Source organism: Streptomyces xinghaiensis S187, from assembly GCF_000220705.2.
GTDB lineage: Bacteria > Actinomycetota > Actinomycetes > Streptomycetales > Streptomycetaceae > Streptomyces > Streptomyces xinghaiensis.
On sequence record NZ_CP023202.1, the window covers coordinates 5,490,188 to 5,515,298 of the forward strand.

The 25,111-nt window shown below is 72.8% G+C and carries 15 protein-coding genes and 2 pseudogenes; 13 read left to right on the top strand and 4 right to left on the bottom strand.

Annotated elements, in window-relative coordinates; translation table 11 throughout:
* Positions 1-82 precede the first annotated feature (82 nt).
* From SXIN_RS23435 to SXIN_RS23465, 7 genes are all read left to right on the top strand, one after another.
* On the top strand, positions 83-1,366 hold the full coding sequence (locus SXIN_RS23435) for an extracellular solute-binding protein (protein ID WP_019709358.1): 1,284 nt from the start codon (positions 83-85) through the stop codon (positions 1,364-1,366).
* A gap of 35 nt (positions 1,367-1,401) precedes the next feature.
* Positions 1,402-2,421, top strand: coding sequence for a carbohydrate ABC transporter permease (locus SXIN_RS23440; protein WP_019709359.1), 1,020 nt, complete (start codon positions 1,402-1,404; stop codon positions 2,419-2,421).
* Between the two features lie 68 nt (positions 2,422-2,489).
* Positions 2,490-3,410 (top strand): sugar ABC transporter permease, encoded by a 921-nt coding sequence (locus SXIN_RS23445; protein WP_238154014.1) that lies wholly within the window; start codon positions 2,490-2,492, stop codon positions 3,408-3,410.
* A 95-nt stretch (positions 3,411-3,505) separates the two neighbouring features.
* On the top strand, positions 3,506-5,230 hold the full coding sequence (locus SXIN_RS23450) for a glycoside hydrolase family 13 protein (RefSeq protein WP_095757478.1): 1,725 nt from the start codon (positions 3,506-3,508) through the stop codon (positions 5,228-5,230).
* A 2-nt stretch (positions 5,231-5,232) separates the two neighbouring features.
* Positions 5,233-6,291: a LacI family DNA-binding transcriptional regulator gene (locus SXIN_RS23455; RefSeq protein WP_192883697.1), complete on the top strand. Its 1,059-nt coding sequence runs from the start codon at positions 5,233-5,235 to the stop codon at positions 6,289-6,291.
* Positions 6,292-6,674: 383 nt separating this feature from the next.
* Positions 6,675-8,111 carry an AbfB domain-containing protein gene (locus tag SXIN_RS23460; RefSeq protein WP_095757479.1) on the top strand — a complete coding sequence of 479 codons (1,437 nt, stop codon included), beginning with the start codon at positions 6,675-6,677 and terminating at the stop codon, positions 8,109-8,111.
* 216 nt (positions 8,112-8,327) lie between these two features.
* On the top strand, positions 8,328-9,380 hold the full coding sequence (locus SXIN_RS23465) for an AbfB domain-containing protein (protein WP_095757480.1): 1,053 nt from the start codon (positions 8,328-8,330) through the stop codon (positions 9,378-9,380).
* Between the two features lie 90 nt (positions 9,381-9,470).
* On the opposite strand, the pseudogene SXIN_RS32955 reads toward SXIN_RS23465, so the two are convergent.
* Positions 9,471-9,623, bottom strand: a pseudogene (locus tag SXIN_RS32955) (hypothetical protein); the annotation flags it as partial.
* Between the two features lie 233 nt (positions 9,624-9,856).
* On the opposite strand from SXIN_RS32955, the gene SXIN_RS23475 reads away from it, so the two are divergent.
* Entirely contained in the window at positions 9,857-10,597 is a 741-nt protein-coding gene (locus SXIN_RS23475; RefSeq protein ID WP_019709365.1) for a hypothetical protein, read from the top strand.
* Positions 10,598-10,642: 45 nt separating this feature from the next.
* Here the strand turns inward: SXIN_RS23475 and SXIN_RS23480 are convergent, their stop codons facing one another.
* Positions 10,643-11,146 (bottom strand): DinB family protein, encoded by a 504-nt coding sequence (locus tag SXIN_RS23480; protein WP_019709366.1) that lies wholly within the window; start codon positions 11,144-11,146, stop codon positions 10,643-10,645.
* Positions 11,147-11,286: 140 nt separating this feature from the next.
* Here SXIN_RS23480 and SXIN_RS23485 point away from each other — a divergent pair, with 140 nt between their 5' ends.
* The 3 genes and pseudogenes from SXIN_RS23485 to pulA all read left to right on the top strand — a co-directional run bounded on the left by SXIN_RS23485 (position 11,287) and on the right by pulA (position 20,186).
* A complete protein-coding gene (locus SXIN_RS23485) occupies positions 11,287-12,477 on the top strand; it encodes an RNA-guided endonuclease InsQ/TnpB family protein (RefSeq protein ID WP_019709367.1) in 1,191 nt (396 codons plus the stop codon).
* 589 nt (positions 12,478-13,066) lie between these two features.
* Positions 13,067-14,467, top strand: a pseudogene (locus SXIN_RS23490) (alpha-amylase); the annotation flags it as partial.
* 319 nt (positions 14,468-14,786) lie between these two features.
* The gene (gene pulA / locus SXIN_RS23495; protein WP_095757482.1) at positions 14,787-20,186 is read left to right on the top strand and encodes a pullulanase-type alpha-1,6-glucosidase; all 5,400 of its coding nucleotides are present in this window, start codon (positions 14,787-14,789) and stop codon (positions 20,184-20,186) included.
* A 186-nt stretch (positions 20,187-20,372) separates the two neighbouring features.
* On the opposite strand, the gene SXIN_RS23500 is transcribed toward pulA, so the two are convergent.
* Positions 20,373-21,074 (bottom strand): TetR/AcrR family transcriptional regulator, encoded by a 702-nt coding sequence (locus SXIN_RS23500; RefSeq protein ID WP_019709370.1) that lies wholly within the window; start codon positions 21,072-21,074, stop codon positions 20,373-20,375.
* A gap of 216 nt (positions 21,075-21,290) precedes the next feature.
* On the opposite strand from SXIN_RS23500, the gene SXIN_RS31360 reads away from it, so the two are divergent.
* Positions 21,291-21,665, top strand: a complete 375-nt coding sequence (locus SXIN_RS31360; protein ID WP_157916338.1) for a three-helix bundle dimerization domain-containing protein — start codon at positions 21,291-21,293, stop codon at positions 21,663-21,665.
* On the top strand, positions 21,662-21,934 hold the full coding sequence (locus SXIN_RS23510) for a hypothetical protein (protein WP_019706291.1): 273 nt from the start codon (positions 21,662-21,664) through the stop codon (positions 21,932-21,934). The genes SXIN_RS31360 and SXIN_RS23510 overlap by 4 nt, the downstream gene beginning before the upstream one ends.
* On the opposite strand, the gene SXIN_RS23515 is transcribed toward SXIN_RS23510, so the two are convergent.
* Entirely contained in the window at positions 21,912-25,016 is a 3,105-nt protein-coding gene (locus SXIN_RS23515; RefSeq protein WP_095757484.1) for an alpha-N-acetylglucosaminidase, read from the bottom strand. The two genes, SXIN_RS23510 and SXIN_RS23515, sit on opposite strands and share 23 nt — an antisense overlap.
* Positions 25,017-25,111 lie beyond the last annotated feature (95 nt).

Below are 25,111 nucleotides of genomic sequence, written 5' to 3' on the forward strand. Positions count from 1 at the left end.
ACCCGGCGCCGCGACGGCGCGGTCAGGGCAGGTGGTCCCCCGGGACCCCGGCCATCACGGGCTCTCATGAAGGAGTAACACCATGCGGCGTGGCATAGCGGCCACCGCGCTGGTCGCGACGCTCTCCCTGGCGGCGACCGCGTGCGGCGGGGACAGCGACAGCGGCGAGAGCGGCGAGAAGAAGGGCTCCGGCGAGCTCTCCGGCACCGTCACCTTCTGGGACACCTCGAACGAGGCCGAGAAGGCGTTCTTCAAGAAGACCGCCGAGGGCTTCGAGAAGGAGCACCCGAAGGTCGACGTCAAGTACGTCAGCGTCCCCTTCGGCGAGGCGAGCAACAAGTTCAAGAACGCCGCGGGCGGCGGCTCCGGCGCCCCCGACGTGATGCGCACCGAGGTCGCCTGGGTCGCCGACTTCGCCAGCCTCGGCTACCTGGCCCCGCTGGACGATACCGCGGCCGTCGACAACAAGGACGACTACCTCGACCAGGCCTGGGGCAGCACCCAGTTCGAGGGCAAGACCTACGGCGTGCCGCAGGTCATCGACACCCTCGCCCTCTTCTACAACAAGGACCTGCTGAAGAAGGCCGGCGTCGAGGTCCCCGAGTCCGTCGAGGACATCAAGAACTCCACCAAGAAGTTCCAGGGCGAGGACGTCACCCCCTTCTACATGCGCGGTGACGACCCCTACTGGTTCCTGCCCTTCCTCTACGGCGAGGGCGGCGACATGGTCGACGCCGAGGCCAAGAAGATCACGATCGACGACGGCGCCGGCGCCAAGGCGTTCGAAACGATCCAGGACCTGGTGGACTCCAAGGCCGCGACGACGGACACCACCGACGGCTGGGAGAACATGCAGAAGTCCTTCAAGGACGGCAAGGTGGCCATGATGCTCAACGGCCCCTGGGCCATTGAGGACACCCTGGCCGGCAAGGAGTTCAAGGGCAACGAGGACAACCTCGGCGTCGCCCCGGTCCCGGCCGGCAGCGAGGCCCAGGGCGCCCCGCAGGGCGGCCACAACCTCTCCGTCTACGCGGGCTCGAAGAACCTGGACGCCTCCTACGAGTTCGCCAAGTACATGAGCTCCGCCGAGGTCCAGAAGGCCACCACCGAGGAGCTGAGCCTGCTCCCGACCCGTACCTCGGTGTACGACGAGCAGACCGTCAAGGACAACACGATGGTCCAGTTCTTCAAGCCCGCCGTGGACAAGGCCGTCGAGCGCCCGTGGATCGCCGAGGGCAACTCCCTCTTCGAGCCCATCCGCGTCCAGCTCGCCGACGTGCTGACCGGCAAGACCGAGCCCGAGGCCGCCGCCGACAAGATCGGTGAGGAGTACGCCAAGCTCCTCAAGGACGGCGACTGGAAGTAGGACCGAGGAACCCAGGGAGAGGCTGACCGACGACCATGGCTGTCGAGACAGGCCGGTCGGTGGCACCGGCCGCGGGCGGAGACGCCCGCGGCCGCGGCCGCGGAACCGGCGGAGCACCCGGCAAGACCCCCGGCCCGCTGCGCCGGGCCCTGGCCACCCACTGGTACGCCTGGGCCATGGTGGCCCCCGTGGTGACCGTCATCGGGGTGATCATCGGCTATCCGCTGGTCCGCGGCATCTATCTGTCGCTGACCGACGCGGACGAGGCCAATGTCGCCCGCACCATCGGCGTCAACGAGATCGACGCGACCTACGAGTTCGTCGGCCTCGACAACTACCAGGCCATCCTCACGGACGGCGTCTTCTGGGACCGGCTCGGCTGGACCGTGCTGTGGACGGTGGGATGCGTCTCCATCACCTTCCTCCTCGGCCTGGTGCTGGCCTCCATGCTCAACCGCAAGGTGCGCGGCCGGACCGTCTACCGGATGGCGCTGATCCTGCCCTGGGGCATCCCGGCCTTCGTGTCCGTCTTCGCCTGGCGGATGCTCTACAACGAGAAGAACGGCATCCTCAACCAGCTGCTGGCCGGCGGCGGCATCGACGGCATCCCCTGGCTGGGCGACCCGACCTGGGCCAAGATCTCCGTCATCGCGGTGAACGTCTGGCTCGGCGTGCCGTTCATGCTCGTCGCCATGCTGGGCGCCATGCAGGGCATCCCCGGCGAGCTGCTGGAGGCCGCCGAGATGGACGGGGCCAACGCCTGGCAGCGGTTCCGCAACGTCGTGCTGCCCGGCATCCGCTCGGTCAGCAGCACCGTGATCCTGCTGAGCACCATCTGGACCTTCAACATGTTCCCGGTGATCTTCCTGCTCACCCGGGGCGGCCCCGGCGACTCCACCGAGATCCTGGTGACCTACGCCTACCGGCTGTCCTTCCTCGTCAGCCCGCGCGACTTCGCCTCCTCCGCGGCCTGGGGCGTGCTCATCCTGCTGCTCCTGTCGGCCTTCGCGGTGGTCTACCGCCGTTCGCTCCGCAAGCAGGGAGAGGTGTGGTGACGACCATGAAGAGCACCGGAACCACCGGAACCCCCGGAACTCCCGGAACCCCCGGCCCCGCGGGGACCATCACGGGCACCACGACGCCCGACCCCGCCACCACCGCCCCGGTACCGGCCGCCGCCGTCCGCGGGGGGAACGGCCGCACCGGCCGCGTCCGCGGGCGCGGCGAGCGCGGGCCGCTGGCCTCCGCCGGGCTGCACGCCGGCCTGCTGCTGGCCGCCGTGACCGCCGTGTTCCCGCCGCTGTGGCTGCTGGTGACGTCCTTCAAGCCCAAGAGCGACGCCTTCACCACCTCACTGGTGGAGAACTTCACCTTCGCCAACTACGACCACGTCCTGAACGACACCCACTTCCTGACCTGGTTCGGGAACTCGGTGCTGATCGTGCTGGTGACCACGTTCCTGGGCGTCTTCATCTCGGCCACCACCGGTTACGCCGTCAGCCGCTTCCGCTTCCCGGGCATGCGCCCGCTGATGTGGACCCTGCTGATCACGCAGATGTTCCCGATGGCGATCCTGATCGTGCCGCTCTACAACCTCATGGCACAGCTCGGGCTCCTCAACCAGCCCGTTGGCCTGATCATCACGTACCTCACCATCGCCGTGCCGTTCTGCGCCTGGATGATGAAGGGCTTCTTCGACACCATCCCCGTCGCCATCGACGAATCGGGGCGTGTCGACGGACTCAACCCCTTCGGCACCTTCTGGCGGCTGATCCTGCCGCTGGCCAAGCCCGGCATCGCCGTCACAGGCTTCTACAGCTTCGTGACCGCCTGGGCCGAGGTCGCCTACGCCTCGGCCTTCATGACCGGCGAGGAGAACCTCACCCTGGCCGGCGGCCTGCAGACCTTCGTCAACCAGTACACGAACGACTGGGGATCGATGACGGCCGCCGCCGTGATCATCGCCGTGCCCGCAATGATCGTCTTCGGTTTCGCCCAGCGCCATCTCGTCGCCGGGCTGACCGCGGGCGCCACCAAGTCGTGACCGGGACCGGCCGCTTACCCACCCCCGCCTGCCACCCGGCGGCCGCGGCCACACCGGCGCCGCGGCCGCCGAGTTCCCCGAGATTCAGGGATGACATGACCCACGACCCCACCGGCACCCCCCAGGCCGGCTCCGCCGCCCCCACCGCGGAACAGCGCACCGGCTGGTGGCGGGACGCGGTGATCTACCAGGTGTACCCGCGCAGCTTCGCCGACGGCAACGGCGACGGCATGGGCGATCTGGACGGGGTGCGCACCCGCCTGCCGTACCTCGCCGGGCTCGGTGTGGACGCCGTCTGGCTCAGCCCCTTCTACGCCTCCCCGCAGGCCGACGCCGGCTACGACGTGGCCGACTACCGCGCCATCGACCCGATGTTCGGCACCCTGGACGACGCCGCCGCGGTCATCCGCGAGGCCCACGCCCTGGGCCTGCGGATCATCGTCGACCTCGTCCCCAACCACTGCTCCGACCAGCACGTGTGGTTCCGGCAGGCCCTGAGCGAGGGCCCCGGCTCACCGCTCCGCGAGCGGTTCCACTTCCGTCCCGGCAAGGGCGCGGACGGCGAACTCCCGCCCAACGACTGGGAGTCCGTCTTCGGCGGCCCCGCCTGGACCCGCACCGTGAACCCGGACGGGACCCCGGGGGAGTGGTACCTGCATCTCTTCGCCCCCGAGCAGCCCGACTTCAACTGGGACCACCCGGCCGTCCGGGACGAGTTCCGCTCCATCCTCCGCTTCTGGCTGGACCTGGGCACCGACGGCTTCCGCATCGACGTCGCCCACGGCCTCGTCAAGGCCGACGGGCTCCCCGACATGGGCCGCGGCGAGCAGCTGAAGCTCCTCGGCAGCCAGAAGCTGCCCTTCTTCGACCAGGACGGCGTCCACGAGATCTACCGCTCCTGGCGGAAGGTCCTCGACGAGTACGCGGGCGAGCGGATCGGCGTCGCCGAGGCCTGGACCCCCAGCGCCGACCGCACCGCCCTCTACCTCCGCCCCGACGAGCTCCACCAGGCGTTCAACTTCCACTACCTGGGCGCCGGATGGAACGCCGCCGAGCTGCGCGAGGCCGTCGACGCGTCGCTCGACGCCATGCGGCCCGTCGGCGCCCCCACCACCTGGGTGCTGTCCAACCACGACGTCGTGCGGCACACCACGCGCTACGCGGACGGGGACCCGGAGCGCGGCCTGCGCCGGGCCCGCGCCGCCGTGCTGCTGATGCTGGCGCTGCCCGGCTCGGCGTACGTCTACCAGGGCGAGGAGCTCGGGCTTCCGGAGGTCACCGACCTGCCCGACGAGGTCCGCCAGGACCCCTCCTTCTTCAAGGAGAACGGCCAGGAGGGCCTGCGCGACGGCTGCCGGGTGCCGATCCCGTGGTCCGGCACCGAGGCCCCGTACGGCTTCGGACCCGAGCCCGGCGGCCCCAGCTGGCTGCCGCAACCCGACGTCTGGGCCAAGTACAGCGTCGAGGCCCAGACCGGCGACCCGACCTCCACCCTGGAGCTCTACCGCGCGGCGATCGCGCTGCGCCGCGAACACCCGGCGCTCGGCGCGGGCGACGCCGTCGAGTGGCTGGACGCGCCCGACGGCGTCCTCGCCTTCCGCCGCACCCCGGCGGACGGAGCCGGCGGCGCGGGCGGTGCGGCCGGCCGTGCTGCGGACGGTGCCTTCGTCTGCACCGTCAACACCACCGGCGCGCCCGTCCGCGTCCCGGCGCCCGGCCGGATGCTGCTGGCCAGTGACGGCGCGGTCGTGGAGGGCCCGGTCGTGGAGGGCGGCGAGGCCGTGCTGCCCGCCGACTCCGCCGTCTGGTGGACGACGTGACCATGGCCGTGCCGCGGGGCGGCGGCGAACCCGCCGCCCCGCGGCTCGCGGACATCGCCGCCCAGGCGGCCGTCAGCGAGGCGACCGTCAGCCGGGTCCTCAACGGCAAAGCGGGCGTGGCCGGTTCCACCCGGCAGCGGGTGCTCGCGGCGCTCGACGTCCTCGGCTACGAACGCCCCGTCCGGCTGCGGCAGCGCAGCGCCGGACTCGTCGGACTGGTGATCCCCGAGCTGACCAACCCCATCTTCCCGGCCTTCGCCCAGGTCATCGAACAGTCCCTGGCCGGGTACGGCTACACGCCGGTGCTCTGCACCCAGATGCCCGGCGGCGCCACCGAGGACGAACTGGTGGAGCAGCTGGAGGAGCGCGGCGTCACCGGCATCATCTTCCTGTCCGGGCTGCACGCCGACACCACCGCCGACCCCGCCCGCTACACCCGGCTGACGGCGCGCGGCGTGCCGTTCGTCCTGATCAACGGCTACAACGAGAACATCGCCGCGCCGTTCGTCTCGCCCGACGACCGCTCGGCGGCCCGGATGGCCGTACGGCACCTCGTCGAGCTGGGCCACGAGCGGATCGGCCTGGCCGTCGGCCCGCAGCGCTTCGTCCCGTCCCGGCGCAAGACCGACGGGTTCGTCGCGGAGCTGCGCGAATCGCTGGGCCAGTCCCGCGAGGAGGCCGAACGGCGCGTCCACCACACGCTGTTCGGGCTGGAGGGCGGCCAGGCGGCGGCGGGCGCGCTGCTCGACGAGGGCTGCACGGGCGTGGTGTGCGGCAGCGACCTCATGGCGCTCGGCGTGATCCGGGCCGCCTGGCAGCGCGGCCTGGACGTGCCCGGCGACATCTCCGTCGTCGGCTTCGACGACACCCCGCTGATCGCCTTCACCGACCCGCCGCTGACGACCGTGCGGCAGCCGGTGCAGTCGATGGCGACGGCCGCGGTCGGCGCCCTGCTGGAGGAGATCGAGGGCAACCCGGTGCAGCGCACGGAGTTCGTCTTCCAGCCGGACCTCGTCGTCCGGGGCTCGACGGGGCCGGCCCGGAGGACGCCGGGCGACTGAGCCGGGGTGCGCGGCGGTCGCCCCGCGCGGCGCGGGAGCGGCCGTCCGTTCGCGTTCCCGTGTCCTCGCCCGCCCCTCGCCCCCGCCCGTCCCGCTGCCGGGCCGGGGCGCTGTGCTGTCCGTACCCGCCCCGGCTGTCCCGCTTCGGGCCGGTTCACGCCGAGCCGCTCCGGAACCCGCCCCGGGATCCGCCGCGGAACCGCTCCGGCGACCGCCGGGAGGGCCGCGGAAAGCGATTGCGGATCTTCCCTCCGCGAACTGTGTTGCTCCGCCCACCGTTTCGGCTACTGTGGCGCGCGCTCCCACACGCGCCCCCCACCAGCCCGTCTCCGGGCTGCTCCGCGCTGTGCGCTCGCCGGAAGGGTTCGAGAGAGGAACCACCGTTGGCAGACGGCCGCCAAGCACGCCATGACGGCACGGAGCCGGAGCGGGGCGCACCCGAGCCGGGCACCCCGGGGCCGGACCCGGAGGTACGGATACCGCCGTACCTCGGAGAAGAGGAGGACGGGGAGCAGCCGCCCGCCACCGGGGACGCCACCGGGGACGCCACCGGGGACGCGGCCGGGGACGGCGCGGAGGACGGCGCGGAGGACGGCGCCCCGTCCGGCGGCGCGCCCGCGACCGCACCCGCGCCGGAACCACGGCCCGGTGTCCCGGCCGGCCCACCCGCCGTTCCGGCCGGCCCGCCCGCCGGTTCCACGGAGGCCGCCGGCCCGCGACACCCCGACCCCGCGGCGTCCACCGGCCGGAGCCCGGGCCCTGCCGCGTCCACCGGCCGGAGCCCGGACCCCGCGGCGTCCGACGGCCGCGGCCCGGATGCCCCCGCGTCCCCCGACGGGGACCCGGATGCCCCCGCGTCCACCGGCCGGCCCGCCGGATCCGCCGCGTCCGCCGACCGGCCGCTGATGGCACCCCCGCCGTGGCGGCGGGACCGGCCCTCCGGGCCGCCGGCCGCCGGGGACGATCCGGTGTTCCGCTCGGCCGTCGTCCCGCAGGGCCCCGGCCGGCCGGGGCGCCCGGCACGGCCGTCGGTTCCGGTGCTGGCCGTGTCCGGTCTCGTGATCGGCTCGGTCCTGGCGCTGGCCCTGTGGTTCGGCGGCAGCGGCGGTCCCGCGGACGCGGGGGCGGACTCCGGCGCCGCACCGTCCTGGCACGCCGCTCCCCGCCCCACCCCGTCCCTGCCGGGCGCCGGCCGGGAGGAACCCTCGAACTCCCCCTCCGGGACGGAGAAGACCCCGTCCCCCTCGCCCAGCGCGTCGCGCACCTCCGCGGCACGCCCGGCGCCCGCCCCGTCCCGTACCGCCGGCCCGTCGTCCGGCTCCCGCACCGGCGGGGACCGTGAGGGCGGCGCGAAGGAGGAGAGCGGCAGGATCAGCGACGGCGGAGCCTCCCGCACCGGATCGGAACGGTCGCTGCGGTCGGTCAACTACCCGGACCGGTACGTGCGTCACCGGGACGGCCGGGTCCTCCTCGACCCCATCGGTTCCCCCGGCGCGGCCCGGGACGCCACCTTCGCCCTGGTGCCGGGGCTCGCCGACGGGCGCTGCCGCTCCTTCCGGACGCTCGACGGCCGCTACCTCCGGCACCGCGACTTCCGCGCCGTCGTGGCGGGCAACGACGGTTCCCGGCTGTTCCGCGAGGACGCGACCTTCTGCATGCGCCAGGGCGCGGCCGGGCGGGGATCGGTCTCCTTCGAGGCGTTCAACCACCCAGGGCGCTTTCTGCGCCACCGGAACTTCGAGCTCCGGCTGGATCCGTGGGAACGCTCGGAGCTCTACCGGGCCGACATCTCCTTCCAGCTGACCTCGCCCCTGGGCTGAGCGCCTTCGGTCCGGGCCGGGGCGGCCGCCGGACCGCCGCCCCGGCCCGTCATCGCTGCTTACTGCGGTTATAGGAGGCGAAGTGTGTTGCGGCGAAGGTCGTTTGGGCTACTGTGACGCGGGTTCGCCCGCGCCTCCGGGGGCTCCGCCACCGGTTCGGAGGCTGCCGCCCCAAGGGCTGTGCGTTGGTCAGAGAAGGTCTTGGGAGGACCCGAGATGACAGCCGACACGCCACGCGACGACGGCCCGGGGCCGGACCCGGCCGTATGGTCGCCCCCCTACTGGGAGGACGGCGCGGAGTGGCCCACCGGCGGCTACACCGGCGCGTTCCCGGCCGGCGGGGAGCCGGCCGCCGCGCCCGGCGCCGACGACCTGGTGGGAGCCGCCCCGGCCGGGTCCTTCTACGGCTCCGGACCCCTGATGCCCCCGCCGCCCCCGCCCCCCGCGCCCCGCGGCAGACGCCGCCGGAAAGAGGGCGGCGGCAGGGCCGGCGGACCGCCGCCGAACCTGTCGGAGTACGGCCTCTCGCTGCCGGAGGACGACGGCACCGGCACCCGGCCCGCCCGCCGGGCGCGCCGTATCGGATGGCGCCTCCGCGACTGGCCGCTGAACCCGATCCTCCTGCTGGCCGGGCTGCTGGCCGCCTCCCTGGTGGGCACGGTCTGGTTCTTCGGAATGGACATGATGGGCGCGGACGGCGACGACGGCCCGGCGGGCGGCGGCGCGGCGCCGGGGGCGTCGGCACCGCCCGGGAGCAGACCCCGGCCCACCCCGTCCCTGCCCAACGCCCCCGCGCCGGGCGCGTCCGGCAAGGGCGGGCTGCCGGCCGAGGGGGCCACGGCGAACCGCTCGTTCCAGTCCGTCAACTACCCCAAACGCTATCTGCGCCGGCGCAACGGCGGGATCTTCCTCGACCCCATCAGCTCCGGCCCGGCCGCGGCGGCCGACGCCAAGGACGCCACCTTCACCGTGATGCCGGGCCTCGCCGACGACAAGTGCTACTCGTTCAAGACGGCCAACGGGACGTACCTGCGCCAGCAGAAGTTCCGCGTGCGGGTCTCCGCCATGCAGGACACGGGCCTCTTCCGCCAGGACGCCACCTTCTGCGCCACCGAGGGGATGGTCGCCGGCGCCACCAGCTTCGAGTCGTACAACTTCCCCGGCCGCTTCCTGCGCCACCGCGACTTCCGGCTGGTGCTCGACCGTCCCGACGGCTCGGACCTCTTCAAGCAGGACGCCTCGTTCCAAGTCATCGCCGCCCTGAGCTGAGCCCGCCGGGACTGCCCCCGGCATGCCTGTGCCCCGGCACCGTTCACGCGACCGGGCACAGGCGTCAACCTCCGGTCGGCTCAGCTCTCGTCATGGGCGTACGCCACGAAGGCCGCCCACGCGGGGGCGAGAACCGGAGCACGGGACCCCGCCGCTCCTTGGAGTCGAGTACGTGAACGGATGCCGGAATGGCGCCATCTCGACGCACTTTCCACCCTCGGGCCCGCCGTAACTGCTCTTGTGCCAGGTCGGATCTGCCGGGTTGCCTGCGAACCGGTGGTCCGGTCACCGGGCCCAACTGGCGGAGTGGGCGGGGGGTTCGGACGGGTGCTCGTACAGAACCGGCGGCCGGTCGTACGCCGCTGGTCGCCCCGCGGGCCGCGCGCCGGGCACCGCCCGGGCCGGCCGGGGATTATCGTGAGCGCCGACCGGAACAATCCGCCGGAATCACGGCATAGCGGAAACAGGGCGGCCCCATGGGGGACTGGTGGTATCGCAACATCGTGGAGCCGGGCAAGCTGCCCCTGCTGCTCAGCCTGGCCGGGTTCGTGACCGTCTTCCTGATCACCCGCGGCATCACCCGGATGATCCGGGCCGGCCGCGGCCCGTTCCGCAACGTCGGCACCGGGCGGGTGCACATCCACCACATGGTGCCCGGCATCGTGCTGGCCGCCGTCGGGGGCTTCGGGATGGCGGCCATCGCGGACGAGAGCGGCGGGGCGGCGGCGATGGCGCTGGTCTTCGGCGCCGGAATGGGCCTCGTCATGGACGAGTTCGCGCTGATGCTCTACCTCAGCGACGTGTACTGGTCCCAGCAGGGCCGCGCCTCCGTCGAGGCGGTCATGCTCACCGCGGCCGCCGTCGGCATGGTGCTGCTCGGCGCGCTGCCGGTGGGCGTGGACGACGTCAGCGAGTCGGAGCAGGACAACCGGGCGGTTCTGGCCCTGACCGTCGCCCTGCACTTCCTCATCGTCGTGACGTCCTTCGCCAAGGGGAAGATGCGGCTGGGCGTGATCGGGATCTTCCTGCCGCCCGTGGCGCTGACCGCCGCCGTGCGCCTGGCCCGCCCCGACTCGCCCTGGGCCCACCGCTTCTACTCGGAGGGCTCGCGCCGCCGGCGCCGGGCCACCAAGCGGGCCCGGCGGCACGACGCCCGCTGGGGCGGCGTCAGCGCGAAGGCGGGCAATCTCCTGGCGGGCAAGCCGGACCGGCACTGACGGCGGGGCCGGTCCGGGCTCCGCTCACCCGCCGCTCCTCGCCGCTCACTCGCCGACCGCTCCGTCGATCCGCTCGCGCAGGAAGTCGGCGTGGCCGTTGTGACGGGCGTACTCCTCGATCATGTGGGCGAGGATGTAGCGCAGGGAGAAGTCCTCGCCGCGGCGGCGGCCCGTGACGTCGAGGGACTCGGCGGCCTCGACGACGGCGCGGGACCGCGCGCACGCCTCCCGCCAGACGCGGAAGGCCTCCTCCGGGTCGGCGGTGTCCACGTCGAAGGCGCCGTCCGTACCGTCCTCGCGGGGCCAGTACCGCGGAACGCTCTCGCCGTTCACCACGTTACGGAACCAGCCGCGCTCGACATCGGCCATGTGCCGCACGAGCCCGAGCAAGGAGATCGGGGACGGCGGTACGGCCCGCTCCCTGAGCTGCCCGGCGGAGAGCCCCGCGCACTTCATGGCGAGGGTGTCCCGCTGGTACTGCACGTATCCGCTCAGCGTGGCCCGCTCGTCGGCGACCGGCGGCGGATCGGTCCTCTGATGATCGGTCATCGGTGGCTCCTTGCGTGGATACCCCCGGCTTCAGCCGGGGGAGGAAAGGCATCCCGTGCCCGGAGCCGCGCAGCGGTGGGGCGCGTTCCGCCGACCGCCCAACGCATGCCGCTGACACGGTAGCTGATAGGATGTGAGGCGTGACGCAGCAGGTCAAGCGGGCTTTCAAGTACCGCTTCCACCCCACGGACGAGCAGGCAGCGGAGCTGTCCCGCACGTTCGGCTGTGTCCGTCTCGTGTACAACAAGGCGCTGGAGGAGCGCACTCGGGCCTGGTACGGGGAGCAGCGCCGCGTCTCCTACGTCCAGTCCTCGGCCGCGCTGACGGAGTGGAAGCGCACCGAGGAACTCGCCTTCCTCGCTGAGGTGTCCAGCGTCCCGCTCCAGCAGGCACTGCGCCATCTTCAGACGGCGTTCGGGAGCTTCTTCGCCAAGCGCGCCAAGTACCCGCGCTTCAAGAGCCGGAAGAAGTCCCGGCAGTCGGCGGAGTACACCCGCTCCGGGTTCACGTGGCGTGACGGCCGTCTGACGCTGGCGAAGATGGCCGCGCCGCTGGACATCCGTTGGTCGCGTCCGCTGCCGGAAGGCGCCGCACCGACCACGGTGACGGTGTCCCGCGACGCGGCCGGGCGCTGGTTCGTGTCGCTGCTGTGCGACGACGTGATCACCCCGGCCCCGGCCACCACGGCGGCGGTCGGTATCGACGCCGGACTCACCTCGCTCGTGACGCTCTCGACCGGGGAGAAGATCGCCAACCCGAAGCATGAGCGGAAGGACCGCGCCAAACTGGCCCGTGCTCAGCGAGAGCTGTCCCGCAAGGCCAAGGGCTCGAACAACCGGGAGAAGGCCCGCCGCAAGGTCGCCCGCGTCCACGCGCGGATCACCGACCGGCGCCGCGACTTCCTCCACAAACTCACTACTCGGCTCGTCCGTGAGAACCAAACGGTCGTGATCGAGGACCTCACCGTCCGCAACCTGGCCAGGAACCACAGCCTGGCGCGCGCCATCTCGGACGCGTCGTGGACCGAGTTGCGGTCGATGCTGGAGTACAAGTGCGCCTGGTACGGGCGTGAACTTGTCGTAGTCGACCGCTGGTTCCCGTCGAGCAAGCTGTGCGGGGCGTGCGGTACCGTCGCGGCGAGCCTGCCGCTGAACGTCCGCGAGTGGACGTGCGACTGCGGCGCCCTCCATGACCGCGACATCAACGCGGCACGCAACCTCAAGGCGGCCGGGCTGGCCGTCTCGGCCTGTGGAGGCGGTGTAAGACCTCAACGAGAGTCCTCTCGGACGGGGCAACTGCCTGCGAAGCAGGAAGCCCTCACTGCGAAGTGAGGAATCCCCCGCCTTCAGGCGGGTGGAGGAAGTCAACGGGACATCATGCCGTCCGGCGGATGGGCGGGCGTACCGGATGACCGCCCGGCACGCACCCGTGGGCACGGCGAACGCAACGGGCAGCGTCGCGCCGCCGGGAGAGAAGTACCAGAAACCGCCTGCTCGCTGGGCATGCCGGAGGGGCGGCGGCCGGCCGCCGGGCGGTCGCACGCCCCCGCCGTGACGCGGACTCCCGTTCCCCTGGAACCGGCCCGGCCGGACGGGCGCGTGGGGTCCGCGGACGGGGCGGCCCGGAAACGGCCACGCCCTGCGGATCCCCCGGCCGGCCGGGCCGGGCAGGGCTGAACGTAACACTGCTGCAATAGTTTGCGAAAGAGTTTGCAGGCGTCCAAGCCGCCGTGGGGCGACGGTATTTCGCCTCCGTAACGCGGTTGTGTCCAGGGTCTTGACCTCGGACGGCGGGGAGCCTACCGTCCGGTACCCAACCTCTTGTTGTTTCTTGCAGCAAGAACCTTCATCGGCCTTAGGGGCATGGCGCGTTGCCGCACGAGGCTGCTCCCCCACCCCTTTCCTCACCCAGGAGGAAGCAATGGCCCGTAGCGTCAGCAGACGCCGACCCCTGGCCGCGGCACTCGCCCTCGTGGCGGGCGCCGCCGCCGGACTCGCCTCCCCCGCCGCCACCACTCCGGCCCAGGCGGCGCCCCCCGGCAACAAGCAGGTCACCGCCGTGCTCTTCGAGTGGCGGTTCGACTCCGTCGCCAAGGAGTGCACCCAGACCCTCGGCCCGGCCGGCTACGGCTACGTCCAGGTCTCGCCCCCGCAGGAGCACATCCAGGGCGGGCAGTGGTGGACCTCCTACCAGCCCGTCAGCTACAAGATCGCGGGGCGGCTCGGAAACCGCGGCGCCTTCAAGAACATGATCGACACCTGTCACGCGGCGGGCGTCAAGGTCGTCGCCGACACCGTCATCAACCACATGTCGGCCGGCTCCGGCACCGGTACCGGCGGGTCCTCGTACTCCAAGTACGGCTATCCGGGCATCTATTCGGGCGCCGACATGGACGACTGCCGGTCCGAGATCAACAACTACGGGGACCGGTACAACGTCCAGCACTGCGAGCTGGTCGGCCTCGCGGATCTCGACACCGGCGAGGACTACGTCCGCGGCCGCATCGCCGGCTACATGAACGACCTGCTCTCCCTGGGCGTGGACGGCTTCCGCATCGACGCCGCCAAGCACATGCCGGCCGCCGACCTGGCGAACATCAAGTCCCGGCTGAGCAACCCGAACGCCTACTGGAAGCAGGAGGCGATCCACGGGGCCGGTGAGGCCGTCTCCCCGAGCGAGTACCTGGGCACCGGTGACGTCCAGGAGTTCCGCTACGCCCGCGACCTCAAGCGGGTCTTCAACAACGAGAACCTCGCCTACCTCAAGAACTACGGCGAGGGCTGGGGTTATATGAGCAGCGGCAAGTCCGCCGTCTTCGTCGACAACCACGACACCGAGCGCGTCGGCGACACCCTCAGCTACAAGGACGGCGCCACCTACACCCTGGCGAACGTCTTCATGCTCGCCTGGCCGTACGGCGCCCCCGACGTCCACTCCGGCTACGAGTGGACGGACAAGGACGCCGGCCCGCCCGGCGGCGGCACGGTCAGCGCCTGCTGGCAGGACGGCTGGAAGTGCCAGCACAAGTGGCCGGAGATCCAGAAGATGGTCGCCTTCCGCAACACCGCGGGCAGCTCGGCCGTCACCAACTGGTGGGACAACGGCAACGACGCCATCGCCTTCGGGCGCGGCAACGCCGCCTATGTGGCCATCAACCACGAGGGCGGGTCGCTCAGCCGGACCTTCCAGACCTCGCTGCCCAGCGGTTCGTACTGCGATGTGCAGAGCGGGAAGACGGTGACGGTCAACGGCTCCGGCCAGTTCACCGCCACCCTCGGCGCCCACACGGCGCTCGCCCTGCACACCGGCGCCCGGAGCTGCTGACCGCTCCCGGAAGCCGCCGGCCGTCCACCGGACCGGTCCGCGGTCCGTTCCGGCGGACCGGGGACGCCCTCTGCGCGGGGGCGTCCCCACCGGGCGGGGGCGCCCCTTCCCGGCGGGCGCCACCGCCCCGGGCGCCGGCCGTCCGGCCCGTACTCCCCGACGGGCCGGGCGGCCGCTCCCCGGCCCCGGGCCCGTTCCGCCGTCCCCGTACTCCGTCCTCCGCCCTCCCCGCTCACCGAGTTTCCGCGTCCGTCCCCCTGCGGGCCCGCCTCCGCGCCACCCCGGCGTGCACCCCGTTCCACCAGCCCTTGAGGAGATGTCACCCGTGACCGGTCACCCGCGCCGCAGAGCGGCCTCGGCGGTCCCCGCGACCGCCGCGGCCCTCGCCGCGGCGCTCTTCGCGGCCGTCCTGCCCGCGGCGCAGCCCGCGTCCGCGGCACCGCCGCCCCCGAAACCGCCGTCGGACCGGTCGCTGGCGGCGCAGCCCGCGCGCCACGACCAGTCGCGCGAGCAGTTCTACTTCGTCCTGCCGGACCGGTTCGCCAACGGCAGCCGCGCCAACGACAGGGGCGGGCTGTCCGGCGGCCGCCTCGACACCGGCTTCGACCCGTCCGACAAGGGCTTCTACCAGGGCGGCGACCTCAAGGGCCTGACCCGCAAGCTGGACTACATCAAGGGCCTCGGCACCACCGCCATCTGGCTGGCGCCGATCTTCAAGAACCGGCCGGTGCAGGGGGAGGGCGAGAACGCGTCGGCCGGCTACCACGGTTACTGGATCACCGACTTCACCCGGGTCGACCCGCACTTCGGGACGAACGCCGAGCTCACGAAGCTGATCGACAAGGCCCATGCCAAGGGCATGAAGGTCTACTTCGACGTCATCACCAACCACACCGCCGACACCGTCGACTACGCGGAGAAGGAGTACGGCTACAAGCCCAAGGGCGCCTTCCCGTATCTCGACAAGGACGGCCGCCCGTTCGACGACCGCGACGGCATGCCGCGCAAGGGCGTGGACCTGGACGCCTTCCCCTACACGCCCGTGGCGAAGGGGGAGAAGAAGGTCCCGGCCTGGCTCAACGACCCGGCGATGTACCACAACCGGGGCGACTCCACCTTCGCGGGCGAGTCCGGTGAGTACGGCGACTTCTTCGGCCTGGACGACCTGTGGACCGAGCGCCCCGAGGTCGTGCGGGGGATGGAGAAGATCTACCAGCGCTGGGTGAAGGACTTCGGCATCGACGGCTTCCGGGTGGACACCGTCAAACACGTGGACCTGGACTTCTGGACGCAGTGGGCCACCGCCCTCGACGCCTACGCGGCGAAGCGCGGCCGGGACGACTTCTTCATGTTCGGCGAGGTCTACTCCGCCGACCCGGCCGTCACCTCCCCCTACGTCACCCGCGGGCGCCTGGACTCCACCCTCGACTTCCCCTTCCAGGAGGCGGCGCGCTCCTACGCCTCCCAGGGCGCCGAGGCGTCCGGGCTGTCGGACGTCCTCGCGCAGGACTACCGCTACACCACCGACGGCGCCAACGCCTACTCCCAGGTCACCTTCCTCGGCAACCACGACATGGGCCGCATCGGGAGCTTCCTCAAGAAGGACAACCCGGACGCGGACGGCGGGGAACTGCTCCGGCGGGCGAAGCTCGCCAACGAACTGATGTTCCTGACCCGCGGCAACCCGGTCGTCTACTACGGCGACGAGCAGGGCTTCACCGGCGCGGGCGGCGACAAGGACGCCCGGCAGACCCTCTTCGCCTCCAAGACCGCCGACTACCTGGACGACGACCAGCTCGGCACCCGCCGCACCCACGCCGAGGACGCCTACGACACCCGGCACCCGCTCTACCGGCAGATCGCCGGCCTGTCGCGGCTCACCAAGAAGCACCCGGCGCTGCGCGACGGCATCCAGACGGAGCGTCTTGCCGACAAGTCGGTTTATGCCTTCTCGCGGACGGACGCCCGGAAGAAGACCGAGTACATCGTCGCCTTCAACAACTCCACCAAGGCGAAGACCGCCGAGATCCCCACCGGCTCCGCCCGCATGACGTTCCGTACGCTCCACGGCGGCTCCGGCGGCTCCGGCGGCTCCGGCGGCTATGACGACGCGGACCGCGTGGTCAGCGGCGCCGACCAGAAGATCGAGGTCACCGTCCCCGCCCTCTCGGCGACCGTCCTCAAGGCCGCGAAGCCGCTCGCCGCGCCTGCCGCCAAGCCCTCGCTGACCCTCACCGCCCCGGAAAAGGGCGCCACCGGCACCGTCGAACTCACCGCCGACGTGGACGGCGGACAGCTCAACCGGGTCGTGTTCGCCGCCCAGACCGGCCGCGGGAAGTGGCGGGTGCTCGGCAGCGCCGACCACGCCCCGTACCGGGTCACCCACCACATCGAGGACACCGTCCCCGCCGGAACCGCCCTGCGCTACAAGGCCGTCGTGGTGGACAGCAAAGGCCGGACCGCGAGCGCCCTCGCCTCCTCCGCCACCGGGCAGCCCTCCGCGCCCGACAGGCCCACCGCCGTCGAACGGGACTACGCCGTCGTCCACTACCGCCGCGCCGACGGTGACTACGAGGGCTGGAGGCTGAGGGCCGGCGAGCGCACCGGCGCCTTCACCGGCCGCGACGCGTACGGCGCCTTCGCCTGGATCACCCTGGGCGAGGGCGAGAGCGCCGCCGAACTGAAGTTCACCGTCGAGAAGGACGGCACCGCCGACGGCCCCGAACGCACCATCGACCTGGCGAAGACCGGCGAGGTGTGGATCGAGCAGGGCGACGACGGCCTCACCGGCGAGCGCCCCGACGGCGTCTACCCGCCGCAGGACACGACCAAGGCCGTCATCCACTACCAGCGCCCCGGCGGCGACTACGACGGCTGGGGCCTGCACACCTGGACCGGCGCGGCCGAGCCGACCGAGTGGTCGAAGCCGCTGGAGCCGGTCCGGAAGGACGCCTTCGGCGCCACCTTCGAGGTGCCCCTCGCCGAGGGCGCGACCTCCCTGTCGTACATCCTCCACAAGGGCGACGAGAAGGACCTTCCGAGCGACCAGTCCCTCGACCTCGCCGCCCACGGCCACGAGGTCTGGCGGCTCGCCGGCAAGCCCGGTCATCTGCTCCCCGCCACCGGCGGCGCCCCCGACCTCGACCTCACCAAGGCCGAGGCGCAGTGGATCGACCGCGACACCGTCGTCTGGAAGGTGAAGGCCACCGCCGCCACCAGCCAGCAGCTCGTGTACGCCCCCCGGGGCGGCATCACCGCCGAGGACGGCGCCCTCTCCGACGAGGGGCAGTGGCTGCGGCTCGCCCCCTCCGCGCTGACCGACGCGCAGAAGAAGAAGTACCCGCACCTCGCCGACCACCCGGCCTTCCGCCTGGACGAGCGCGACCGGGACCGGGTGCGCGAGGCCCTGCGCGGCCAGCTGATCGCCACCCAGCGCTCGGCCTCCGGCGCGCTGCTCGCCGCCACCGGCGTCCAGATCCCGGGCGTGCTCGACGACCTGTACGGAGCGGAGGCGACCAAGGCCGGCCTCGGCCCGGTCTTCGCCGCGGACGGCACCCCGTCCCTCTCCGTCTGGGCCCCCACCGCCCGCGAGGTCTCCCTCGAACTGGACGGCGAGAAGGTCGCGATGCGCCGTGACGACGCCAGCGGCGTCTGGAGCGCGGCCGGGAAGAAGAACTGGCGCGGCAAGCCGTACCGCTACGCCGTGACCGTCTGGGCGCCGAGCGTCCAGAAGCTCGTCACCAACAAGGTCACCGACCCCTACTCCACCGCCCTCACCGCCGACTCGAAGGAAAGCCTGGTCACCGAGCTGGCCGACCCGGAGCTGGCCCCCGAGGGCTGGGCCTCGCTGAAGAAGCCGGAGGCGGTGCCGCTGCGCGACGCACAGATCCAGGAGCTGCACGTCCGCGACTTCTCCGCCGCCGACCCCACCAACGAACACCCGGGCGAGTACCTGGCCTTCACGGACCGCGACGCGGACGGCATGAAGCACCTGGAGAAGCTGGCGGACGCCGGCACCTCGTACGTCCACCTGCTGCCGGTCTTCGACATCGGGACCATCCCCGAGCGCAGGGCCGACCGCACCGAGCCGGACTGCGACCTGGCCGCCCTCCCCGCCGACTCCGAGCAGCAGCAGGAGTGCGTCGGGAAGGCCGCCGCCGGGGACGGCTACAACTGGGGCTACGACCCGCTGCACTACTCCGTCCCCGAGGGCGGCTACGCCAGTGACCCCGACGGCCCCCGCCGGACCGTGGAGTTCCGGAAGATGGTGCAGAGCCTCAACGGCAGCGGGCTGCGCACCGTCATGGACGTCGTCTACAACCACACCGTGGCGAGCGGCCAGGACGGCAAGTCCGTCCTCGACCGGATCGTCCCCGGCTACTACCAGCGGCTGCTGGCGGACGGCTCCGTGGCCACCTCCACCTGCTGCGCCAACACCGCGCCCGAGCACGCCATGATGGGGAAGCTCGTCGTGGACTCCGTCGTCACCTGGGCGAAGGAGTACAAGGTCGACGGCTTCCGCTTCGACCTCATGGGCCACCACCCCAAGGCCAACATGCTCGCCGTCCGCGAGGCGCTCGACGCCCTGACGGTGGAGAAGGACGGCGTGGACGGCAAGGAGATCATCCTCTACGGGGAGGGCTGGAACTTCGGCGAGATCGCCGACGACGCACGCTTCGTCCAGGCCACGCAGAAGAACATGGCGGGCACCGGCATCGCCACCTTCAGCGACCGGGCCCGCGACGCGGTGCGCGGCGGCGGCCCGTTCGACGCCGACCCCGGTGTCCAGGGCTTCGGCTCCGGCCTCTTCACCGAGCCCAACGGCTCCGACGCCAACGGCAGCGAGGCGGAGCAGAGGGCACGGCTGCTGCACTACCAGGACCTCATCAAGGTCGGGCTGAGCGGCAACCTCGCCGACTACTCCTTCACCGGCTCCTCCGGGAAGCAGGTCAAGGGGTCCGAGGTGGACTACAACGGCTCACCGGCCGGCTACGCCGCCGCCCCCGGCGAGGCCCTGGCCTACGCCGACGCCCACGACAACGAAACCCTGTACGACGCGCTGGCGTTCAAACTGCCCGCGGACATCCCGGCGGCCGACCGGGCCCGGATGCAGGTCCTCTCCATGGCCACCGCGGCGCTCTCCCAGGGCCCGGCGCTCTCCCAGGCGGGCAGCGACCTGCTCCGCTCCAAGTCGCTGGACCGCAACTCCTACGACAGCGGCGACTGGTTCAACGTCCTGAACTGGGACTGCGAGAAGGGCAACGGCTTCGGCCGCGGCCTGCCCCCGGCCGCCGACAACAAGGACAAGTGGCCCTTCGCCAAGCCCTTGCTGAGCGAACCGCAGCTCCGGCCCGGCTGCACGGAGATCGAGGGCGCCTCGGCCGCGTACCGGGACCTGCTCCGCATCCGCACCACCGAGCCGGTGTTCGGCCTGGACACGGCGGAAGCGGTGCAGAAGCGGCTGTCCTTCCCGCTCAGCGGCGCGGGGGAGACGCCCGGCGTCATCACCATGGCCCTCGGCGACCTGATGGTGGTCTTCAACGCCACCCCGCGGGAGCAGACGCAGAAGGCCGGCTCGGCGGCCGGGAAGGGCTACGCCCTCCACCCGGTCCAGGCCGGGGGCTCGGACGGCGTGGTGAAGAAGGCGTCCTACGCGCGGGACTCGGGCGCCTTCACGGTCCCGGGCCGCACGGTGGCGGTCTTCCAGCGGCACTGATCCGGCGGCCGGTTCCGCGGACCGGACCACGGGGTGAACGGACCACGCGGTGAACGGACCATCCGGGCACGTCCCTCGGGGCGAGCGCGGGTGGTCCGTTCGCGTGTGAGGGGGAAGAGGAAGAGGGAGGGCCGTACGAGCCGTGCAGCCCACGGCGGCGGTTCAGACGGCGGTTCAGACGGCGGTTCAGGCCCCGGGCCGGGGGCCGAACTCCGTGAGCCGGGCGAGAAAGGCGGCGAAGGCGCCGTCCGGCGCCTGTTCGGAGATGATCGCGCGCACCACGGCGGCGGTCTCCTCGTCGTACGCGGCGGTGACGGCCGCCAGCGCCAGGAAGTCGTGCGCGAGCTGCAACTCCATCTCCTCACGCGGCACATCGCAGCCGTCGAGCCAGGTCAGCGCCGTGGTCTCGGCGAGCCCGATCCAGGAGCGGACGACGAGGCCGAGACGCGGGCCTGGCTCGTCGGTCCCCAGGTGGAGGAGGATCTGCCGGTAGGCGGCCTCGCGGACGTCGTCGATGAGCGCGTTGGCGCGCTCGGGGCCCACGGCGCTGCCGCCGCGCAGCAGGGCGGCGAAGCCGGGGCCGTGGTCGTCGACGAAGTCGAAGTAGCGGTTCACGACCCGCAGCATCCGTGCCCCGAGCGGGCCTTCACGGGGCTCGGTGAAACGGTTCGCCAGTTCCTCCGCGGCCCGGCTGACCGCCGCTTCGTACAGGCTGTGCTTGCCCGGGAAGTAGTGGTAGACGAGCGGCCGCGAGATCCCCGCGGCCGTCGCGATGTCGTCGATGGACACCTCGTCGGGGGAGCGGCGGCTGAACTGTTCCAGCGCCACGGCGATCAGTTGTTCCCGCCGCTCTTCGACACCCATCCGGCGGCGTACCACGGTCGTCATGGTGGCTACCTTAACGACCGGTTATCTGCGTGTTGTGTCCCCGGCGCCAGGTGTGACGGGCGGCACGGGGGCGTGCCGGGGCGGAGGTGAGGGCCGGTTCCGGCGTTACCCGTGGGGCGGATGTTGCTGGAGGGGCGGGAGTTGGGGCGCTTTCCGCCGAGGCGGACGGGGCGGGGCCAGGTTGAATGAATACCCTAGGGGGTATACAATGTCGGCATGAGGGGACAGCCGCGCGGCACCGCAGGACCGGGGCGAGGGCTCCGGTGGCTCCCGGCCGGATCACCGGCCGCCCCGGCCGCCCCGCACGGCCCCCCGGCCGGGGGCGGCGGCCACTGCCGGGACACCCGGCCCGTGATGCCGCCGGGACCGGCAGCGGAGGACCGGGCGCGGGAGGACGTCCGCGCCCGGCTCGCCCGGCGCTTCCCGGACACCCCCTCCGAGGTGCTGGACGCGGTGCTGGCGGAGGAGTCCGCCGTCCTCGCCTCCGCGCCGCTCCGGCACTACGTGCCGGTCCTGGTGTTCAAACGCGTGTGCCGCCGGCTGGCCGGGGACGGCCCGGCCGGGGCGGAAGCCGGAGGGGAGCCGTCATGAGGCCCGTACCGAAGTGCGTCCTCGACCGGTCGCGGCCGTGCAACTCCTGCATCGCCGCCGATCCCCGCAGCTGCCCGTACCCCTATCTGCTCGGGGAGAGCGACCTCGGGGAGCCGGACGAGGAGGCGGAGGGGGAGCCGGCGCCCCCGGAGAACGGCGCCGCGGCGCCCTCCCGGCAGCCGGGAGAGCGCCGCGGGTTCCCCGTCCTTCCCGGCCCGCCCGGGCCCGTCGGGGCCGGGCCGCTCCTCAGCTCACCTGCCAGCCGCTGAACTCCACCAGGCCGCGCCCGCCGTCACCCCCGTTGGCCGCGCTCATGAACATCCCCGCGTCCTGCGGCCCCGCGGCCGGTCCCGGCACCCGGACGGCCGCCACGGTGCGCCAGGTCGCTCCGTCGTCCGCCGAGCACTCCCCGGTGTACGCGTCCTCGCCGGTGCGGGTCAGGCGCAGCACGACCGGGGCGGTGAGACCCGTGACGCGGCGGTAGGTGTCGAGGGTGCCGTCGCCCGTGGCGTCGTAGGAGAGGACGACGCCGTTGGCCGGGGTGACGGAGAGATTGAGGAAACCGGGGGAGCCCGCCTCCTCCAGGGAGTTGCGGACGACGAGGCCCGCGCGGGCCCACGGTCCGGTGACGGCCTGGCTGTCGACGCGGACGGTCACCGCCGTGCCCGGGGCCAGGACGCCCGGGCGGTAGAGCGCGCCGAACTCGGCCGTGGCCTTCCACAGATCGGCGCCCGCGCCCTCGATGGCCCAGCGGTCGCCGAGCTGCCCGAAGAGCGCCGCGTTCCCGTTCGCCGTCCGCCAGCCGGGCCCGGGCGGGCTCGCGACGTACAGGACGCCGGGGTGGGCGGTGCGCACCGGTGCTTCGTCGCGCGGCCCGTAGCGCACCGCGATCTCGTACGGCAGCGGGTCCAGGGGGCGCGCCGGCGGGCCCGCGGGGGCGGCCACCCGCCAGCGGGCCCGGCCCTCACCGCCTGCCGGGACCGGCGGCAGGGTGACGGTCTCCCCGGGTCCGCCGGTGAGGCCGGTGAGGGTGAACCCGACGGAGCCGGTGGGGGCCAGGCCGTTGGTGTTGCGGAACGCCGCGGTGAGGTCGGTGCCGCCGCCGGGCGGGATCGCCGCCGGGTCCGCCGAGACCGTGACGACCCCCTGGTACGGGGCCCGGGCCAGCTCGTCGTGGACGCGCCGCGCGGTGCGGAAGGCGTCGGTGACGGGCCGCTCCGGGTACCTCTGCCGCTCGCGGGTCCAGGGCTCCTCGACGGCGTACCAGTCGAAGGCGCGGGGATCGCGGCCCTCGGCGAGGGCGTTCTCCAGCTCCTCCAGGTAGCTCCGCCACTGGGGGAGGTGGAAGTCGCCGATGAGGCCGTTCCAGTCGCGGTTGGCGTAGTTGGCCAGGCGCCCGCCGTCGGCGGTGGGGCGGTCGGCCCAGGTGGTGATGAGCGTGCGGGCCGTCTGTTCGAGCCGGTCGGACTCGGCCTCGTCCGACCCCATGCGGCGGGCGTCGGCCAGCCAGGGGCCCAGCAGGAAGCGGTGGTGGGCGCCCGCCATGGCGTCGCTGAGCCGCATCAGCCGCAGCCACAGCGCGGACAGGGCCCGGAAGGTCTCCAGGTCCCCCCGCTCGTAGGCGGTGCGGAGCTGCGGCAGGAGCTGCCAGGAGCGGTTCGCCAGGGCCTGCCGGCCGAGGTCGGTGAGGTCGTGCCGGTAGGCGTCGGAGCCGCGCAACGCGGCCCGGACGCCGAGCAGGGCGGCGAAGGCCGTGTCGAAGGCGGCCGGGTCGAAGGCCGGCATGTGGGTGGCGTAGTGGGTGCCGGAGCGTGCGGTGAGGCCGGGGCGGGCGGCGAAGATGCTGTCGTGCGGACGCCCGTCGCGACTGCCGATCTCGTAGGCGGTCTCCCGCAGCGCGGCGAGGGCGGCCCGGGCCTCGCGGTCGCGGCCTCCGTAGCGGATGTCGGCGTACTCGGCGAACCAGGCGGCGCGGTCCACCCGCTCCTCGCGCCAGGCGAGTTCGCTGAAGAGTTCGAAGGCGGCCGGGTCGCGCTCGGCGGCCTCCGCCATATAGGCCGTGCCGGTGAGCTGGCTGCCCGGCTTGTCGCGCCAGACCGTGAACCGCTCGGTCCACCGGTGGGTCTTGGCCCCGAGGGTGGTACGGCCGCCGAAGTTGGGGATGGTGCCGAAGGCGTACGGGGTGCCGCCCCAGTCGGCCTCACGGTCGGTCACCCGTTCCAGGTCGGAGAGCCCGTCGACGACGAGCATCCGCTCCTTGTCGAGGGCGTCCAGCAGTTCCCGGCGCGGGTTCTCCTGCCAGCCGAGGATGACCCAGATGGAGCCGGGGCGGGCGGTGCGCAGCGCGGTCTCGACGGCGCGCGCCGCTTCGGGGACGGGCACGTCCCCCGGGTCGCCGCCCTCGTGCAGCAGGTCCATCTTGAAGTGGTCCGCCGCGCCGAAGAGTTCCTCCTGATGGCGGTAGAAGGACGCGGCCACGGCGCGGAAGGCGGCGGTGCGCGGGTCGAGCCAGTCGGGGCGCTCCAGGCCGGCCCAGGTGCCCTGCGGGATGGTGCGCGCCCCGTCGTTGCGCTCGGCGAAGCCGCCGGGGACGGTGCCGAAGTAGCCGGGGAGCACCGGGGACATGCCCAGCTCGCGCAGCCGGTCGCAGATGCGGCGGCCCAGGGCGGTGCGGCGCGCCAGCAGTTCCGGGCTGACGGGGCCGCCGTAGCCGCTCATGTTCTGCAGCAGCCACCACGGCTGGTGGGAGGGGGCCGGGATCCAGGCGCGGGCCTCCTCGTCGCTGTAGCCGAAGTCCAGCAGCAGCCGGTGGTAGACGGCTTCCTGGCCGGGGGTGACCAGCACCTGGTTGCAGCCGTGCAGCGCCAGGATGTCGATCAGGCGTTCCCAGCGCGGCCAGTCGGCGTACGGGGCGGTGTAGCCGTCGTGCGTGTCGTTGAGGGCGAACCGGTTCGGTACGGTCGCGGACCGGACAAGCGGACGGTCCGGCGCGGGCAGCCGGCGGGGCAGTTCCGTCTGGCTCCCGGACCAGCTGAGATGGGCGCGGCAGACGTACTTCAGATACCAGTTGACCCCCGTGAGCAGCACCGCCGGGCCGGTGCCCGCCACCTCGACGCGCCCCGCGGCGCCGGTGACGCGGAAGCGCTCCCGGCCGCCGGACAGCGGCCGGAGCCGGAACTGGCCCGCGTGGCCGGGCAGCAGGCGCTCCAGCGCCGCGCGGGCGGGTGCGGGGTCGAAGGGCGGGCCGGCCGCGGTGGTCTCGGCGCGGGCGGCCGGTGCGTGGTCGCCGAGGGCCGCGATGCCCAGGGCACCGGCGGCTCCCAGCAGAACCCGTCTGGTCGGTTCGGACACGTGCGCTCCCCACTCTGCGTAGCACAGCGGTAACAGGTGCGTGAGGTGTGCACGCTAACGAGCCGGCCGGGGCCCGGCAATGAGACGCGCGACGC